Below are 15,302 nucleotides of genomic sequence, written 5' to 3' on the forward strand. Positions count from 1 at the left end.
GCTGCTGGGCGTCGCGCTCGGCACGATCCTGCTGCCGAGCCTGTCGAAGGCGCACGTCGATGCCGATTCGCACGAGTATTCGGCGCTGCTCGACTGGGGCCTGCGCGTCACGTTCCTGCTCGCGGCGACGACCGTTCCCACACCGAGGGCCGCGGCTGTCCACGGATTCCCGAGCGCGACAGGCACGAGCCTCGACAGCGCGAGCGGGATGAATCGCGACAGCGTGGCGCCGACGGATTCAAGCGCGCCGGCGCCCATCGACGCGATGCGGGACACGGTGGTCGATTCGAGCGCAGCGCCCATGCTGTTCGCAAGCGCTCCCGCAACGGGGAGCAGGCCCTTGAGCCCCACGTAGGCCGCGGCGACGATGCCGGCGGCCGTGCCGTGCTCCTGCAGGAGCCCGACGACTTTCTCGGTCGCGGTGGCGGTGTAGTCCAGCGCGGTGTTGTACGTGGGCGTGATCTTTTCGCCGATTTCGCGCTTCAGGTCACTCAGTCGCGCCTGCGCGACGAGTTCGTGCCCCCGCGTCGACTGCAACGCCATCGACTGGGTGGCATCGATGCCAGGGGCGGCGATACTGTTTCGTTCGGCAGTGTGAATCTGTTCGCGTTGATCGAAGAGCGTCGTCAGAAACTTTCCCGCGTCCTGCTTGGGGAACGCTTTGGCTATCGCCGCTTTCACGTCGTCGGGACGTGTGATCCCTCTCGCGGAAAGCGTCGGGAGCAACACTTTTTCGAGCCATTCGACCGGAGAACTCTTCAGCAGGTCACTGCCCAGTGGGGCGCTCCCTTTGCCGGCCTGCTTCGGATCGATCAGCCCCAGCGCTTTCATTTGACGTGTCGTTTCGCTGTTCAGCTTGCCGTGCAGGACGCTGTCGTACAGCGACGCAAGCCCCTTGCCTGCGTCCTTTCCGCCGAGCGTCTGAATGACCGGCTCCATCTGGAAGTAGAACGCGTTCCTGCGCAGTTGCTTCGCCGCGTTGCCGCCCGCTTCGGCGAAGTCGTTCCACTCGTCGCCGCTGACCTTGCTGTCGGTTCCGATCTGCAGCCTCTGGATTGCATCGGCTTCATCGCGGAAGGCCGTCTCGCTTTTCATGCCGTCGCGCAGGTTGATCACCTTCAGCATGTTTCTCAGCTTCTCGTCGTTCGCCTTCGCGTCTTCCTCGCTGAACAGCGCCGCGTTCGAGAAGCTGATCTTCGACAGGGTCGGCACCGCGACTTTCGCGAGTTGCTCGTCGTGCAACTCCTTCTGTACCTCAGACATGAGATCCAGGTTGTCGGTGGTCGACCGGCCGCGCACGTTCAGCGCGCGTACGTATTGCACCGTATCGGTCGATGCGCCCGCGATGCGGAGCCGCAGCGCCGCACTCTCGGCATGTTTCGCTTCGTCAACCGGCCCGCGTGCCGCCTCGAGCACTTTCGTGCCGGCTTCTTTCAGCGCCTTGCCGCGCTCGACCAGTTTGGGCGCGGCGTTGCGCACTGCGTCAATGCGCTTGCGCCGCTGCGCATCGAACCCGCTCACGCCGGCGTTCATCATCGACGTGCGGGACGCCATGTCCGCGCGCAGCTTGCGCTCGTCACGGGACAGGTTGTGCGTGTCGATACCCGCGCTGGCGAGCTGGGTGCGCATGGCTTGTACGCGGCCGGCCTGGTAGTGGTGCGCGGACGCCAGGTTCTCGGCCGCGCGTTGCGCCTTGTTGAAGTCGCTGATCATCTGTTGCGACGGCGAGCGGGTCGCGCGCAGTGACTGGGCGAGCGTGTCGACGCGCTCGCGTGCCGCCGAGAGCTCCGATGCCGTATTGGCGAGGCCCTTGCGCATCTCGCGAAACTCGCCGATGCGCTTCTGCGTCGTCTCGAGTTCGGCCAGCTCGCGGCGCGTGTCCTTCAGCGCCGCGGCGAGCCCCCGGTTGCCGGTCAGCATCATTTGCAGGGGCTTCGTCATGTTGTCGACCATGTCGAACATGACGCGCAGTTTCGTGGTGTTGTCCATCGTCGATCGTTTCGCTCATTGGGCGCCGGCGCGTACTCGGGCGCGCTCGCGCCAGTCCATCAGCTCGGCCAGGCTGAAGGCATCCATCACGGGCGGTGTCCAGCCGAACACCGTCGCGATGTCTGCCATCGGGTCTTCTACGCGGTCTGGGAGGCCAGTCGGGATTTCACGGCCTTCGGCATCAAAAAACCGGCGAAGATGCCTCCCAGCTGCACGAGGTCGGCGGGGTCGAGGCCGGCGACGTCGGCTTCGGTCAGCATCGGCGAGCTGATGCGCGGCAGCACTTTCGACAGCGCGACGACGTCGAGGCTGACGAGGTCGGACAGCGATACGCCGCGCAGTTCGCCCGATTTCGGCTTGCGCAGGGTGATCGACGTGATCGTCTGGTTGCCGCGCACGAGCGGCGTGTCGAGCGTGTGGGTGGCCGGATCGTCCTGGTCGGGCGCGGCGACGACGGCGACGGTGGACGCATCGGCCTGCAAGTCGTTCGCGGCCGGGTCGGGTTGCATCGGATTCATGGTGGTCCTGTCGGTGATCAAGCGGGGGGAAGGGCGAGGAAGGGCCCGGCCGGCGTGACCGGCCGGGCGGCGGATTACAGGCCGATCGCGTTGCGCAGCGCCGCGAACAGGTCGTTGCCGTTGACCTTCTCGATCATGTTGACGAAGTCGATCTCGATCACGTCCTGGCCGTTCACGGACAGCTTGTAGTAGCTGGCGACGGTCGTGACCTTGAACGCGGTGTCTTCCTTCGACTTCGCGGTGCCCGGGTCGATTTCGCTGTGGCGGCCGCGGATCACGATCTCGATCGCGTCGACGTTGGTCGAATCCTCGGACTGGTAGCCGCCGGCGAAGCGCAGCAGCACGCCGTCGTGCTTCGTGATCGCGTATTGGCCGAGCACGGAGCGCATGAAGCCGCCGCAGGTCCATTCGAGCTGGATCCCTTCCTGCCCGAAGTCGACCTTGATCGGGCCGCTCATGCCGCCGCCCTGGTAGTCCTCCATCTTGCGCGTGAGCTTCGGCAGCGTGACTTCGACAACCTGGCCGACGAAGTTCTCGCCGTTCTGGAACAGGTTGAATCCCTTGAGTTTGCGAGGCATACCCATCGTGTTTGACTCCTGGTGAGGCCGGTCGTTACGCGCTGACGCGCGCGGCGAAATCGGCGAGGTAACGGTCGGTGATGCGCTGGCGCAGCATCAGGTTTTCGAGCGGCGGAACCGGCGTGTATTCGTAGTCGAGATACGCCTTGCCGGACTTCAGCACGTCGGTCGTGTTCGGCTCCGGGTCGTACCAGGCCGAGCCGCCGATCAGGTAGCCCTGCGAGATCCATTCGCGGAACTTGGCGTTGATCGTTTCGATGATGTCGCGCGGCAGCGACGGGTTGAGCGGGCCGTCGATGATGGCCATCTGCGCTTCGGCGATCGAATCGGCGATGACCTGCGCGGTGCGCGTGTAGTTCTCGAACGCGAACAGCGGATCGTCCGAGCACGTGCGCGAACCCCAGAAGCGGAAGCCGTTGCGGTTCACGAGCGTCGTCACGTCCTGCTCGTTGAGGAAGCCCGCGTCCGTCGCCGGATCCTGCAGGTCCCACGACACGTCGGCGCTGATGCCGGTGACGCCGTTCACGCCGACGTTCGACAGCGTCTTGTGCCAGCCCGTGTCGTTGTCGATCTTCGCGCGCAGGCCGGCCGCGTACGCGGTGGCCGGCACGACGATCGTCTTGCTGGTCGTGTCGTCCCACGCGAGGAAGTCCGGCCAGACGACCATCAGTTCGCGCTGGCTGAACTGCTTGCGATACGTGACGGCTTCTTCCTTCGTCTTGCAGCCGTTGGCCGACACGTAGGCGAACGCGCGCAGCGACTGCGAGATCGACGCGAGCGCCGCGGCGACGGGTTGCGTGTCGAGGCCCGGCGTCGCGAGGATGCGCGGCTTCACGCCGAAGCGCGCCTGCGCGCCGAGCAGCGCCTTCATGCCGGTGTACTTGCCGTCGGCGGTGACGGTGCCGATCACGTTGGTCGCCGTCTCGGCGGCGTCCTTGCCTTCGGCGACGCGCACGACGATCGTGACGGGCTTGGTCTGCCGGCCGATCGCGTCGAGCGTGCGGCGCAGCGTGCCCTTGGTGCCGGCCTTGCCGAGCGCGGCGACGACGTTGGTCAGCAGGACGGGCGTGTCGAGCGGGAAGGCGGTGGCATCGGCGTCGGACGCGGTGCAGACGATGCCGACGACGGCCGTCGACACGGTGCGGATCGGGCGCGAGCCCTCGTTGATTTCGATGACGCGTACGCCGTGGTGGTAATCCTGCGGCATGGTGTGTGGCTCCTGTGTGTGCAGATCAGATGAAAGAGAACGGGAGAAATCCCGTGCGGATCAGGCCGCGGGGTCCGCGACCGGAGCTGCAGGTGCGCTGGGTTCGTCGGGCTGGGGCTTCGATTCCGGTTCCGGTTCCGGCTGCGGTTCCGGTTGCGAAGGCGGAGGCGGTACGTACGGCGCCGGCGTAGTCGGCCACGTCACCGCATCGGGGAACGTGTCGGACTGGACGACCGAAACGAGTGCCATCTGGTAGGCCGACCAGGCCTTGAAGTAATAGACGCCTTCGTCGTCGAGCAGGCCCGCGGCGTAGGCATCGGCCTTGCCGGCGTTGGCCTTGCGTGCGGCTTCGAGTCGTCGCTCGAACTCGGCCATCGCGGCGTCGCGTTTCTCGCGCTCGAGCAGCGCAGCCGGAACGGTCCACGCGCCGTTGATCCACGCATGGCGCGGTGACGGTTGCGGTTCGGTCGTGAGGCCGAGTTCGTCGGGCGTCTTGCCGGCAGTCGCGATTTCGACCGGTTCGCCCGTGTCGGTGCGATAGCAGAGGCGGCCGCGGAAGTCCGGCAGCAGCGTCCACGCGTTGTCGCGGTAGAACGGCCAGGTCGTGGGCGTGCGCGCCGGCGGCTCGTCGAACGTCGCCCATGACGGCACGAGCCAGCGTTCGGGGTTGCGCGGATCGGCGTCGGGCTGGCCGCTGCTCAGGTATTCGCCGGTCGACTGGTGGTAGTGGTGGATCAGCATGTTTCGGGGTCCAGGTTAATAAGCGCGGATCAACGCGAGCAGCGCGACGTTGCGCGAACGCGATTCGTTGGCGCCGTCGAGGTTGACGGTGATGGCGTGGCTGTGACGACCGGAGCCGCCGATGCCGACGTTGTGGCCGTGGTTGCCGGCTTCGCTCAACCAGATGCCGGTACCTGCGCCCTCGGTGCCGTGCATGTCCTGCCGGTCCCAGTTGTACGGGCCCCAGCCCTGTCCGTAGGAGGTGGCGACGACGCCGACACGACCCATCCGGACACCGTGTGCGTGGCCGGGGTCATTGACGCCGTGGCCGTGCTGCCCCTGTCCGTCGGTCCAGGCCGAGTGGGCGTGATCGCCGACTTCGGCCGCGCTGGCGCCGTGGCCATGCGAGCGGTTTGCGCTGTCCTGCCACGAGCCGAGGATGCGGTTGGTGTCGACACCGCGGGCGTCGTCCCAGCACCGGATGAATTCGCCGCGTAGCTCCGGCAGGCGGAACGTCGTCGAGCCGTCGCCCAACGAGAAGCAACCCCATCGCTGGTTGTGCCATTCATCGTCCGAGACGAGCGTGCCACTGGCTTGCGCATAGGCCCAAAGAGCGGGGTAGTCGGCACGATTGACGAGCACGCCGTTCGCTTTCAGGAACCCGGCGCGCGGCAGCGTGCGCGGCTCGAATACGATCTGGCCGACCGTCGCCGTCGAGAGGGCGGCCAGCACCCATTCAGTCGTGGCGAGCGCCTTCGAACGATCGCCCGGGGCGGGTGTCGGGCCCTGCACGGGTGTCTGGAAGGTCGTTCCGCCCGGTGTGAACGCAACCTGCGGGATCGAGTTGCACGTCACGCCGAACGAGCCGTCGTTGATGTGGTACAGGCCGGTGTCCGGCGCACCGTCGTTGACGAACGTGAGCGACGGTGCTTGCGCGCTGCCTTCCGACAGGAAAATCCGCTTGCCCGGATCGAACCAGAGATCACCCGACATCGTGCCGCCGGTCCTACGGTCGAGCGGGGTAAGGTTCGCGGTGTGCCACACCACGTTGCCGTTGATGCGGAACGTGTGGTCGTCCAGGATGTACTGGAATGAGTCGGCTTTACCCCACCAGCCGACTGAATGAGCATTGGCGTAGAAATGGCCATCGACGGGACCGAGCCGGATGTGTCCTTCATCCGTACTCCTTCCGATTGCGAGATCGCCGCCGATGTTTGTCAAGGCACCGCTGTCACTGATGCGGACGATCCCGTCGGATAGCGACCAGGCAAACGGGCGGAAATCATTCCACTGACCTTCCGCATTGCCCTTGTTCGTCGACAGCAGATACACGTTCGTGCCGTCATTGCGCAGGAAAGCTCCGTAGCCGTTGGAGATCGCGCGGAAATGGGAACCCGTGGCGTCCATTTCACGCGCGGTCAATCCACCCGCGAACGTTGCGCTCCCGCCGACCTGGATCGCGTTACGGCCGTCGTCGCCGATGTCGCCGACGGTCAGGCGCTTCGCGACCGAAAACGTCTGCGTGCCGCGGTCCACACGAAACGCGGAGAACTGCGTAACGCCGTCGTCCGCGAAGGCGTTCAATCCGAAGTTGTTGCCGCCGTTGCCTCCCGTTGCCGTGCCGTCGCGCTTGAACAGCGACCAGCGGATCTTGCCGCCGTCGGTGAAGAACAGCGTCGAGAAATTGCCGGCGCCGCCATCGATCGATACGGCCTTCGAATAGCTCGTGCCTTCGGCAACGGCATCACCGCCGACGCGCAGTCGCGAGTTCCCGTCGTCGTTCCTGACGTCGCCGACGAGCACGCGGCCACCGTAGGCGATGCGCAGGGCGCGCGCCTGGTTCGCGTCGGTTTCGTTGTCGTTGACCGCACGGTTGAGCCAGAGGTCGACGTATTCGCGCCCCCAGGCGCCATTGTCGAAACCCGAGCGCAACGTTGCGACAATGCGTGATCCGGTGTCGGTGTTGGTACCGCCGAACGTGCCATGCAGACGCACGCGGCTTTCCCGCCCGTTCTTGCCGGTCGGCGGACGCACCGTGACATGCGCCGTATCCGGACCCGCATCGAATTCAGTCACGACCGGCCCGGTGAACTTCGCCCCGGTCAGCGCCGCATATCTCGACGCCGCGGTTTTCGGCGTCACTGCGCGCGCATCGTCCGCACCCGCGTTCACTTCCGCCTGCGTCGCCAGCTCGACCACGCCTTGCCGCTCGGTAGTCGCCGGCGGATTGAGGAACGACGCGTCGCCGAACACGAGTTTCGTCGCGTCGATCGTCGCGAACTGCAGGTCGGACGACAGCAGCAGCATCGCGGCCGGCGACTTCTCCATGATCGGCGTCGCCTGGCCATAGCTGGCCAGCAGCACGCCGTTCTCGAGATAGAGGCCGAACCCGTACAGCGAGTACTGGTCCGCGGTGTCGTCCTTCAGCGTCGTATGAATCGTGTCCGGCGCGACGTTGGCGCCGCCGAAGGACTTGATCCGCTTCAGCTCGTTCGGCAGCTTCGTGAGCCCCTTGTCGGCGACGAACGGCGCGTTCGCCAGGCCGATTTCCACGACCTGGTGGGCGTTCGTGCCGCCGTTGCCGGCAGCGACGAGCGCGGCACGGCCGGCGTCGGTGATGATGATCTGGGTTGCCATGTGCGATCAGTAGTCGGTGAGGTTCAGGCGGCGATAGGCCGCCACGCGCGCGGCGGCGCCGACCGGTTGTCGGCCCCGCATCTCGAAGCCCTGCGTGAACGTGTAGTGCGCCCGTACCGGCTTGGTCCGGTCGATTTCCGCGAGGATGTCGGCGACGTATTCGGCGGTCGGCGGCTGGCCTTCCTGGCCGCTGACCGTCATCACGAGGTCGAACGTGCCGGGTTGGCCCGGCGGGCGCTGCTCGAACCATTCACGCAGGACGATGTTTCCGCCGAAGGCCGCGACGACTTCGCGCACCGCGGCGGCGGTGCCCTTGCGGCGGGCGATCGGAATCGCCTGGCCGACCCGGGCGCGCTTCACGTACTCGGGCCAGTAGTCCTTCCACGCATCGACGCCGAGGTGCCACGCGAGCCACGGCAGCAGGTCGGACCGGATCGCGTCCGGATTCATCAGCGTCGCGAGCGGCGTCGGCACGTCGTCGATGCGCGCGTTCGTCGCGGCGAGCCGGCGCTCGAGCCGCGTCGCGTTCGGCGGGAGGACGTCATTCATTGCTGTACACCCCGCCGTCGATCAGCTCGATTCCGGTGCAGTACGGCGCCTGCTGCTTCGTCGCCGGCAGGCCGGCGGACGGGCTTTCGAGGATCACCTTCTGCACGCCGGCCGCGCGGGCGGCCGCGTAGATCCCGTCGAGCGTGACCTCCATCCCGAGGCGGTGCATGGATTCGGTGTATTTCTTCATCGCGCGGTTGGCTTCCGCGAGCGCCACCGCGCGATCCGGGCCGGCGAAGAACACGAGCCGCGCGCGCACCTGGTAGCGCAGGATTTCCGCGCCGCGCACCGTGACCTTGTCGGTCAGCGGCCGCACGTCGTCGGCCTGCAGCGCGGCCGCCACCGCGGCGATCAGCGCCGGGTCCGCCGTGCCGTCGCCATCGCGCGCCAGCACCGAGACGAGGACTTCGCACGGGGCCGGGCTGACGGCCGAAGCATCGAGCACGCGGCCGTCCGCGTTGCGTGCGTGCGAAACGTACGCGCCTTCGGGGCCGGCGACGGACAGGCTCTGCGGCGCGAGCTGCGTGCGGGCGCGCAGGTCGGTATCGCTTTCCATGACCGCCGCGACGTCGTGTTCCGGGTCGGTGGGCGTGATCGTCAGGCGCCGGATGCCGAACAGCGCGGCGAGATGATCGAGGTCCGTGCCGACCGCGTAGGCGAGCATCACGGCGCGCGCGGCGTCGTTCACGCGCTGCCGCAGCACGATCTCGCGGTACGCGTTCTCCTGGAGCAGCTTCACGACCGGCTCCGATTCGAGCGCGAGCGTCGCGGCGATCTCGGCCTGCTCGTCGGCCGGGTAGAGCGACACGAAGCGGGCCTTGCGCGCGGCAAGCAGGGTTTCGTAGTCGATCGTTTCGACGACGTCGGGTGACGGCAGCTGCGAGAGGTCGATCGGCGTCACGCTCATGCGGGGCTCCCGTTCGTCATCGGCACGCGGGTCGACACGGCCGTGCCGTTCTCGCCGGTCCAGCCTTCGATGTCGAGATAGACCGACCCGGCGGCCGCATTCGCGTCGTCGGCGGCGAGCACGACGCGGGTGAGCGTCAGGCGCGGCTCCCAGCGCATGAGCGCCGTCGCGACGGCCGCGTACAGCCGGGTGCGCACGGTGCCGTTGCCGGGTGCGTCGATCAGGTCGGGCAGCTCGGAGCCGAACGTGCGGCGTTTCACGCACGACGCGAGCGGCGTCGTCACGATCCTGCCGATCGACTGGTAGAAGTGGTCCAGGCCCGAGATCGAGCGGCCGGTGTTCGCGTTCATGCCTTTCATTGCGGTGCGCTCACGAGTTGTCCATCGCCTTGTTCGCGATGCGTGTGATGCGGGAGGCTGATGCCCTGGGATATCACTTCGCGGGTGAAGGTGGCCGCGCCGTCGATCTGCATCGTGGCGCCGCCGCCGGCGCCGCCGGTGCCGGTCATGCCCGATTCGAATGCGAACGGGCCCTTGACCGTCATCGCGCCGGTGCAGGTCGTCTGCGGCGCGTCGAACGTGATGCGCTCGGCCTTCACCGTGGCGTCGCGGGTCTGCACGACGACCGAGCCCGGCGCGACGATGCGCACGGTCGCGCCGGCGGGCAGCTCCGCCGTGAGCGCATGCGCGGCGTGGTCGTACGTGATGCTCGCGCCGTCGGGGTAGACGCGCGCGTGGGTGTCCGGGCTCGAGGCAGGGGCCGGCGCGGCATTCGAATACACGCCGCGCAGCGCGACGCCCTGCGCCGGATCGCCCATCGGGCAGAGCAGCACGACCTGTTCGCCCGGCGTCGGCGGCAGCCACTCGCGCGTGCCGCCGGCGGTACCGGCGACCCACGGAATCCAGTTGGTCTGCAGGCCGCTGCCGTCGGAGTCGGCGTCGCCGACCGAGACGCGGCACAACGCGGCCGCATGGTCGACCGCGAGGATCGTTCCCTTGCGCACCGCGTTGCGTGCCTGCCGTTGAATTTCATTTGCGTCCATGCAGCCATGGTGACGGTCGGGCAGCCGGGGCGCGAGCGATGGCCTGTGTCGTCGCGACGAGGACAGCGCGCACCGGATGCCGGCACGAACGCGTGCGTCGAAAATCGCATCACCGGTTGGCGTGAGGATGGCGTCGTGCGCCCTGGCGATGGGGTGGCGAGGCTGGAATGCGTGAGCGGAGCGACGTCGCCGCGGCGGCTGGGTGGAGGTGCGACGGGTTGCGTGGCGACGAAAGGCAGAGGGGGTAGCGCGGCGGGACACGAGGATGGGGCGCGCATGGAGGTGTTGCCACGGGCGACGACGTCGACGCGGCGCGCGTCGCCGATGCCGGTCGATTCGAGGGCGATGCACGAGCAGGCGATCGGCGTTGCGATCGCGACATGCAAGTTCGCCACGGCGCGCGAAACGAAGAGGGCGAGACGAGATGTCCGGTAGCGACGCGCAGCCGTTGCGGCAGTGAACGCAGCGGAACACTGCGCACGCACGGTGCACGGTGTTCGTTCGATAGCACGCGGCATCGATGCTGCGTGCAGGTAGACGAGCTGCCGCCCGCCGGGCTTACCTGATCTGCGGCAGCGCGACCCAGGTGAGCGTATTGGCCGGATCGACCAGCGTGTCGTCGACGTGGGTGATCACGTGCCGGCCGTCCGGCCCGGTTGCGACGTTGACGCTTTCCGTCAGCGCCAGCCGGATCGACAGGTCGACTGCCGCCGGGTCGCGAACGCCGACCTCGAAGGTGATGCCGCTCGTGCGCGCGGCGGGATTCGTCACGAGATCCGGCTGGTTCTTGCGGACCCATTCGACGACCGCGACGAACACCGGATCGGTGTCGCCGGAGAAATTCGTCGCGAGCACGTGGGCCGTGTACCGGTATTCGAACGACGGCGTCAGCGTGCCGGTGGTCGCAATCGATCCTTGCTCGACGAGCACGGTCAGCGCACCCGGTTCGGTCCCGAGTGACGGGATGGCGGCGACGAGCGCCTGCCGCAGGCTGTCTGGCTTAATCATGCGGATGCGCTCCGTGGCGGGTTGCGGGCGTGCCGGCCTGGCACGCCGCGATCATGTCGACTTGCGCCGCGCAGGTCGCCCACGCAGCCTTCGCGAGCGTGAGCGCGGCATCGAGCTCACCGTTGGTGCGGGGCGCGAGCATCGGCAGCGTGCAGGGGCTCACCGCCTGGCACGTATTCGACGTAAGCGTCGGCGCCGGTGAGAGCGGGATTGGCTTGCAGGCGGACAACGTCGTCAGGCAGACGAGTGCCAGCCCAGGCGCGAAGCGCGGCGTTTTCATCGGTCAATCTCCGGTTTTCAAGTCGGGTGGCGTCGAGCTTCGACGCGATCGCGGCCAGCGAGCGGTCGAGCCGGGCCTGCTGTCGGGCGCGCTCGGCGGTGTCCTGCCGCATGCGCGCGATGACGTCGTCGCGCCCGGCGAGCGCCTGTCGTGCCTCGACGAGTTGCTGCCGCGTGGCGCCCAGGTCGGCGCGCAGCGCATGCACGACCAGCGCCGCGACGGCGCACGCGGCAAGCGCGGCGACGCAGGCGGCGAATTTCGCGGCGAGCCCGTTCATGCGGCGGACGGGGCGCCGGCCGATGCGGATCCGCCCGGCGTCGACGCGGCCGGTTGCGACGCATAGCGGTCATAGGCGCGCGCGAGCTTCACGTCGTAGAGGTTCGCCGCGTAGTCGGGGCCGTTGTATGCGCGTGCGAATGCGGCCCACTGGCGGTCGCGGAGTGCGCGGCGCAGCGCGTCGTCGGCCGCGATGTAACGGACGAAGGCGTCGAGATGCCGGGCTTCGCCGCTTTCCATGCACGCGACGAATTCGTCGATGCCGGCATAGCCGAGGCGCGCCCAGTGATAGCCCATCACCTGGAACGCGCCCCAGCTCGCGGATTCCCACGCAGCGCCGGCATCGATCGACTCGGCCGTCGCGAGGCGCGTGTATTCCGCGGCGCCGCCGCGATAGCCGCCGCGCGTGCGCGACACGATGTCCGGCTGGCGCGCCGCGAACGGTGCGGGATCGATGCCGCGTGCCTGCAGCCGCTTCCAGAACACGTGGCGTTCGAACAGGATCACGGGCCGGCCGTCGGGCAGGAACCCGGCGCCGCGCGACTCGACTTCGTTGACCGCGCGAATGCACGCGAGCGGCACGTCGAGCGTGCGTGCGGCGCGTTCGAGATCGGCGAGCGCGAGGTGGGTCGGATCGCGCCGGCCGGTGGCCAGCGCGGCGCAGGTCTTCGGGCCGGCGATGCCGTCGTCGACGAGGCCGGTGTTCCGTTGCAGCGCGATCACGGCGGCTTCGGTCGCCGCGTCGTAGAGATGCGTGACCTGCACCGGATAGCCGGCGCGGATCAGCCGGCGTTGCAGCAGGCCGACGTCGTCGCCGTGGTCGCCGAGGCGGCGGGTCTTCATGATTCATTCACTCCTGAGCAGGCGGGCGACGTTGCCGCGTGTGCCGCAGACGGACATCGCCAGCAGCACGGCGGTAGCCGCTTCGAAGAAGCCGACGGAGCCGGCATGCAGCAGCAATTCGATCGATGCGCCGCCGGCGACCGCCACGACGATCCACGCGAACCAGGACGCGCGATGCCGGTGCCGCGCGCCGTTGCGCCGGTAGGTGAGCACGCGCACGAGCACGGCGACGTGGGCGCAGAGCGCGATCAGCACGAGCGGGAGCGGCATGTCATCCCCCCTTGCGGAACAGCGCGAGCAGGTCCAGCGTCTTGACCCGTTCGATGAGTTGCAACGTGACGGCGATGACGAGCGCGGCCGCGAAGAACGCGGCGACGCCCGTCGAATGGATCGGCGTGGCGCCGACGATTTCCGGCGCGGCGAGATAGCCCATCACGAGCGAGATCAGCAGGTACGCGGCGCGCCGTGCGACGCCGATGTCCTTCGACGTGACGACCACGAGCGCGGCGCCCGTGAACGCGCCGATCAGCGCGTTGCCGTCGATGCCGGGCGCGAGCCCGGCGACGCCGATCGCGGCGGACAGCATCGCGGCGGTGGTGAGGTTCGGTTCGGCCATGCAGGCGATTCCAGGGTCAGTCAAACAGTTGCAGCAACGGCCGGGCGCGCGTGGCGGTGTCGAGCGGCGGCAAATGGACGGGCGTGCCGGCCGGCAGCACGATGCCGAGGCCGGCGAGCCCGGTGTTGGCTTCGAGCACGGTTTCGACGGTGCCGTCCGTGCGGCCGTAGTGGCGCCAGCACAGCGCGTCGACGGTGTCGCCCTGCAGGGTGCGCACGATCATGGCCGGCGCTCCTGATGCAGGAGCGCGACGCAGTCGCCGGCCGGCGCGTGGTGGGGGCTTGTCGATGTCGTGCTGCTTGCCATGGCGAGGTCCCGGGCGGTGAGGCAGTGGAGAGGGTTCCCATGGTCGAGCTTCGCCGGGCGGCGTTCAACGACACGCATGCGTGGCCTGTGCGGAGACGCAGCGCGGCGCGTGTCGCGACGGGCATCGGGCCTTACGCTTTCCGTGCGGGTGCTGGATCGGCGCTTGACGGGCACGTCGCGGGCGGGTGCGGCGTGCGCCGTGCAGCCGGAATGCAGCTGGCGTGAGCCGGGGCGGCCTTGATTGACCTTGTGCAGCCTTGGTTTTGCGCGGTGCGACGCGCGTCGAGCCCTTGCTGGGCAAGGGCGGGGGGCGCGTAGGTAAAACTCCGAAGGCAGGGGTTGCCGATGCACGGCGTGCGCCTGCCGCCGCACCGTCGTGCGAGAATCCCCTGCAACGACCACTCCAAGCGACGATCGCGGCGGCCGTCCGCGCATCGCGCCGACTTCCGATGGCTGACATCCTGTCTACCCCGACCGCAGTCGATGCCCGCGCGCTGACCGATGCGCAGCAGGCATTGCTCGCGCGTCTGCACGCCTATTCCCCCGACGATCCGACCGCGCCGCTGCCGTACAGCCGGCGCCTTGCCGAAGCCGAAGGCTGGTCGCATGCGCATGCGCTGGCCGTGATCGACGAATACAAGCGCTTCGCGTTCCTCGCGCAGGCGGCCGGCCATCCGGTCACGCCGTCGGTCGCGGTCGATGCCGCGTGGCATTTCCACCTGCAGTACACGCTCGAATACTGGGACGTCTTCTGCGCCGGCGTGCTGCGCGCGCGGCTGCATCACATGCCCGGCACGGGCGCGCCGGACGAAGCCGCCGTGTACGCGCAGCGCTATCGCGACACGCTCGACAGCTATCGCCGGCTGTTCGGCTGCGAGCCGCCTGAAGCGATCTGGCCGCGCCCCGTCGCCGAGCCGGCCGTGCCCGCCGACGCCCCGGTGCAGCGCGCAGCACTGCGCGACGGCCCGTCGAGCGCGCCCGCCGCGCGCCCGCGACGTTGGCGGCGCTTCGCGAAGTTCGCGTGGCCGACGGCGGCGATCAGCGTCGCGGCAACCTGCGCGAGCGCGAGCGATTTCAATGTGCTGGACTTCTCGGGGCCGGACTTTCTCGGGTTGTTCTACGTGCCGCTCTGCACCGCCGCGCTGCTGCTGATCGCCGGCCTGCAGTGGATCGAATACCGCCACCGGGTGTGGGGAACGCGCGCCCCCGAATCGTCGCCCGACCTGAGCGCGGAGGAAGCGGCGTATCTCGCGGGCGGCGGTGCGCGGATGGCGCAGGTCGTGATGCTGTCGCTCGCGCATGCCGGTGCGATCGAGCTGCGGATGAGCAAGGGCCACGACGCGCGGGTGCGGATCGACGATCCGCGACACGCAGGCGTGTATGGCGCCGACTGGGAATGGCTGAGGCGGCAACCCGGCGGCGAGACGAGCTGCCACGCGTTTCGTCAGCGTCTCGCGTGGCGCGAAGCCGACTGCGCCGCGGCGTTGCAGCGCAAAGGCTGGCTCTGGGCGCCGGGCGAGATGCGGGCGACGCGGATGGCCGCGCGCGCGATCCTGCTGCTCGTGTTCGGCGCGGGCGCGGCGAAGCTCGCGGTCGGCCTGAGCCGCGGACGGCCCGTGCTGTTGCTGATGATTGTCATGGCGGCGTTCATGGTCGCGTACCACTTCATGGTCGAACGCCTGCCCGGCGTCGGGCGCGGCGGCATGACGCGCGGCGGCGAGGCGGCGCTCGCCGCGCACCGCGAGAGATCGGAAGAGCGGCGTGTAGGGCACGAGGGTAGGGCATGGTGTGGGCATCGGTGGTCGCCGTCGTATGACACGACACGA

18 protein-coding genes and 1 pseudogene are annotated in these 15,302 nt (G+C 68.5%); 2 read left to right on the top strand and 17 right to left on the bottom strand.

What is annotated here, in order from left to right; genetic code table 11:
- Positions 1-127: pseudogene (locus G3N98_RS33645) on the top strand (lipid II flippase MurJ); the annotation flags it as partial.
- 1,877 nt (positions 128-2,004) lie between these two features.
- Here the strand turns inward: G3N98_RS33645 and G3N98_RS33650 are convergent.
- From G3N98_RS33650 to G3N98_RS33725, 17 genes are all read right to left on the bottom strand, one after another.
- Positions 2,005-2,118 carry a GpE family phage tail protein gene (locus G3N98_RS33650; protein WP_006484104.1) on the bottom strand — a complete coding sequence of 38 codons (114 nt, stop codon included), beginning with the start codon at positions 2,116-2,118 and terminating at the stop codon, positions 2,005-2,007.
- Positions 2,119-2,126: 8 nt separating this feature from the next.
- Positions 2,127-2,498, bottom strand: a complete 372-nt coding sequence (locus tag G3N98_RS33655; RefSeq protein ID WP_175237768.1) for a phage tail assembly protein — start codon at positions 2,496-2,498, stop codon at positions 2,127-2,129.
- Positions 2,499-2,581: 83 nt separating this feature from the next.
- Positions 2,582-3,091 (bottom strand): phage major tail tube protein, encoded by a 510-nt coding sequence (locus G3N98_RS33660; RefSeq protein ID WP_048251463.1) that lies wholly within the window; start codon positions 3,089-3,091, stop codon positions 2,582-2,584.
- A gap of 28 nt (positions 3,092-3,119) precedes the next feature.
- A complete protein-coding gene (locus tag G3N98_RS33665) occupies positions 3,120-4,292 on the bottom strand; it encodes a phage tail sheath protein (RefSeq protein ID WP_206150578.1) in 1,173 nt (390 codons plus the stop codon).
- A gap of 60 nt (positions 4,293-4,352) precedes the next feature.
- The gene (locus G3N98_RS33670; RefSeq protein WP_206150579.1) at positions 4,353-5,033 is read right to left on the bottom strand and encodes a tail fiber assembly protein; all 681 of its coding nucleotides are present in this window, start codon (positions 5,031-5,033) and stop codon (positions 4,353-4,355) included.
- 15 nt (positions 5,034-5,048) lie between these two features.
- Entirely contained in the window at positions 5,049-7,649 is a 2,601-nt protein-coding gene (locus G3N98_RS33675; RefSeq protein WP_206150580.1) for a phage tail protein, read from the bottom strand.
- A gap of 6 nt (positions 7,650-7,655) precedes the next feature.
- Positions 7,656-8,198: a phage tail protein I gene (locus G3N98_RS33680; protein WP_089424205.1), complete on the bottom strand. Its 543-nt coding sequence runs from the start codon at positions 8,196-8,198 to the stop codon at positions 7,656-7,658.
- Positions 8,191-9,105, bottom strand: a complete 915-nt coding sequence (locus G3N98_RS33685) for a baseplate J/gp47 family protein (protein WP_206150581.1) — start codon at positions 9,103-9,105, stop codon at positions 8,191-8,193. The genes G3N98_RS33680 and G3N98_RS33685 overlap by 8 nt, the downstream gene beginning before the upstream one ends.
- On the bottom strand, positions 9,102-9,464 hold the full coding sequence (locus tag G3N98_RS33690; RefSeq protein ID WP_089471921.1) for a GPW/gp25 family protein: 363 nt from the start codon (positions 9,462-9,464) through the stop codon (positions 9,102-9,104). The genes G3N98_RS33685 and G3N98_RS33690 overlap by 4 nt, the downstream gene beginning before the upstream one ends.
- A complete protein-coding gene (locus tag G3N98_RS33695; protein WP_206150582.1) occupies positions 9,461-10,147 on the bottom strand; it encodes a phage baseplate assembly protein V in 687 nt (228 codons plus the stop codon). Before G3N98_RS33695 ends, G3N98_RS33690 begins: the two co-directional genes overlap by 4 nt.
- Positions 10,148-10,705: 558 nt before the next feature.
- Positions 10,706-11,155 (bottom strand): phage tail protein, encoded by a 450-nt coding sequence (locus tag G3N98_RS33700; protein ID WP_206150583.1) that lies wholly within the window; start codon positions 11,153-11,155, stop codon positions 10,706-10,708.
- Positions 11,148-11,384, bottom strand: a complete 237-nt coding sequence (gene lysC, locus G3N98_RS40020; RefSeq protein ID WP_226207559.1) for an Rz1-like lysis system protein LysC — start codon at positions 11,382-11,384, stop codon at positions 11,148-11,150. The genes G3N98_RS33700 and lysC overlap by 8 nt, the downstream gene beginning before the upstream one ends.
- Positions 11,272-11,712, bottom strand: coding sequence for an Rz-like lysis system protein LysB (lysB, locus tag G3N98_RS33705; protein WP_206150584.1), 441 nt, complete (start codon positions 11,710-11,712; stop codon positions 11,272-11,274). The genes lysC and lysB overlap by 113 nt, the downstream gene beginning before the upstream one ends.
- Positions 11,709-12,554 carry an N-acetylmuramidase family protein gene (locus tag G3N98_RS33710; RefSeq protein WP_206150585.1) on the bottom strand — a complete coding sequence of 282 codons (846 nt, stop codon included), beginning with the start codon at positions 12,552-12,554 and terminating at the stop codon, positions 11,709-11,711. The genes lysB and G3N98_RS33710 overlap by 4 nt, the downstream gene beginning before the upstream one ends.
- Positions 12,555-12,557: 3 nt before the next feature.
- The gene (locus G3N98_RS33715; RefSeq protein WP_089424212.1) at positions 12,558-12,824 is read right to left on the bottom strand and encodes a phage holin family protein; all 267 of its coding nucleotides are present in this window, start codon (positions 12,822-12,824) and stop codon (positions 12,558-12,560) included.
- A gap of 1 nt (position 12,825) precedes the next feature.
- A complete protein-coding gene (locus G3N98_RS33720) occupies positions 12,826-13,170 on the bottom strand; it encodes a putative holin (protein WP_124582318.1) in 345 nt (114 codons plus the stop codon).
- Positions 13,171-13,186: 16 nt separating this feature from the next.
- The gene (locus G3N98_RS33725) at positions 13,187-13,393 is read right to left on the bottom strand and encodes a tail protein X (RefSeq protein ID WP_206150586.1); all 207 of its coding nucleotides are present in this window, start codon (positions 13,391-13,393) and stop codon (positions 13,187-13,189) included.
- A gap of 532 nt (positions 13,394-13,925) precedes the next feature.
- Here G3N98_RS33725 and G3N98_RS33730 point away from each other — a divergent pair.
- Positions 13,926-15,302: TIGR04222 domain-containing membrane protein (locus G3N98_RS33730; protein WP_241026208.1), on the top strand; the 1,377-nt coding region annotated here is incomplete at its 3' end.

Source organism: Burkholderia sp. Tr-20390, assembly GCF_017104595.1.
Classification (GTDB): Bacteria; Pseudomonadota; Gammaproteobacteria; order Burkholderiales; family Burkholderiaceae; genus Burkholderia.

What these genes read in the sequence shown, in the direction of transcription:
- G3N98_RS33660 (WP_048251463.1), bottom strand. Translation starts at nt 3,091, where the DNA reads ATGGGTATGCCTCGCAAACTCAAGGGATTCAACCTGTTCCAGAACGGC.
- G3N98_RS33650 (WP_006484104.1), bottom strand. Translation starts at nt 2,118, where the DNA reads ATGGCAGACATCGCGACGGTGTTCGGCTGGACACCGCCCGTGATGGAT.
- G3N98_RS33670 (WP_206150579.1), bottom strand. Translation starts at nt 5,033, where the DNA reads ATGCTGATCCACCACTACCACCAGTCGACCGGCGAATACCTGAGCAGC.
- G3N98_RS33675 (WP_206150580.1), bottom strand. Translation starts at nt 7,649, where the DNA reads ATGGCAACCCAGATCATCATCACCGACGCCGGCCGTGCCGCGCTCGTC.
- G3N98_RS33715 (WP_089424212.1), bottom strand. Translation starts at nt 12,824, where the DNA reads ATGCCGCTCCCGCTCGTGCTGATCGCGCTCTGCGCCCACGTCGCCGTG.
- G3N98_RS33655 (WP_175237768.1), bottom strand. Translation starts at nt 2,498, where the DNA reads ATGCAACCCGACCCGGCCGCGAACGACTTGCAGGCCGATGCGTCCACC.
- G3N98_RS33695 (WP_206150582.1), bottom strand. Translation starts at nt 10,147, where the DNA reads ATGGACGCAAATGAAATTCAACGGCAGGCACGCAACGCGGTGCGCAAG.
- G3N98_RS33710 (WP_206150585.1), bottom strand. Translation starts at nt 12,554, where the DNA reads ATGAAGACCCGCCGCCTCGGCGACCACGGCGACGACGTCGGCCTGCTG.
- G3N98_RS33725 (WP_206150586.1), bottom strand. Translation starts at nt 13,393, where the DNA reads ATGATCGTGCGCACCCTGCAGGGCGACACCGTCGACGCGCTGTGCTGG.
- G3N98_RS33700 (WP_206150583.1), bottom strand. Translation starts at nt 11,155, where the DNA reads ATGATTAAGCCAGACAGCCTGCGGCAGGCGCTCGTCGCCGCCATCCCG.
- G3N98_RS33665 (WP_206150578.1), bottom strand. Translation starts at nt 4,292, where the DNA reads ATGCCGCAGGATTACCACCACGGCGTACGCGTCATCGAAATCAACGAG.
- G3N98_RS33680 (WP_089424205.1), bottom strand. Translation starts at nt 8,198, where the DNA reads ATGAATGACGTCCTCCCGCCGAACGCGACGCGGCTCGAGCGCCGGCTC.
- G3N98_RS33720 (WP_124582318.1), bottom strand. Translation starts at nt 13,170, where the DNA reads ATGGCCGAACCGAACCTCACCACCGCCGCGATGCTGTCCGCCGCGATC.
- lysB (WP_206150584.1), bottom strand. Translation starts at nt 11,712, where the DNA reads ATGAACGGGCTCGCCGCGAAATTCGCCGCCTGCGTCGCCGCGCTTGCC.
- G3N98_RS33690 (WP_089471921.1), bottom strand. Translation starts at nt 9,464, where the DNA reads ATGAAAGGCATGAACGCGAACACCGGCCGCTCGATCTCGGGCCTGGAC.
- G3N98_RS33685 (WP_206150581.1), bottom strand. Translation starts at nt 9,105, where the DNA reads ATGAGCGTGACGCCGATCGACCTCTCGCAGCTGCCGTCACCCGACGTC.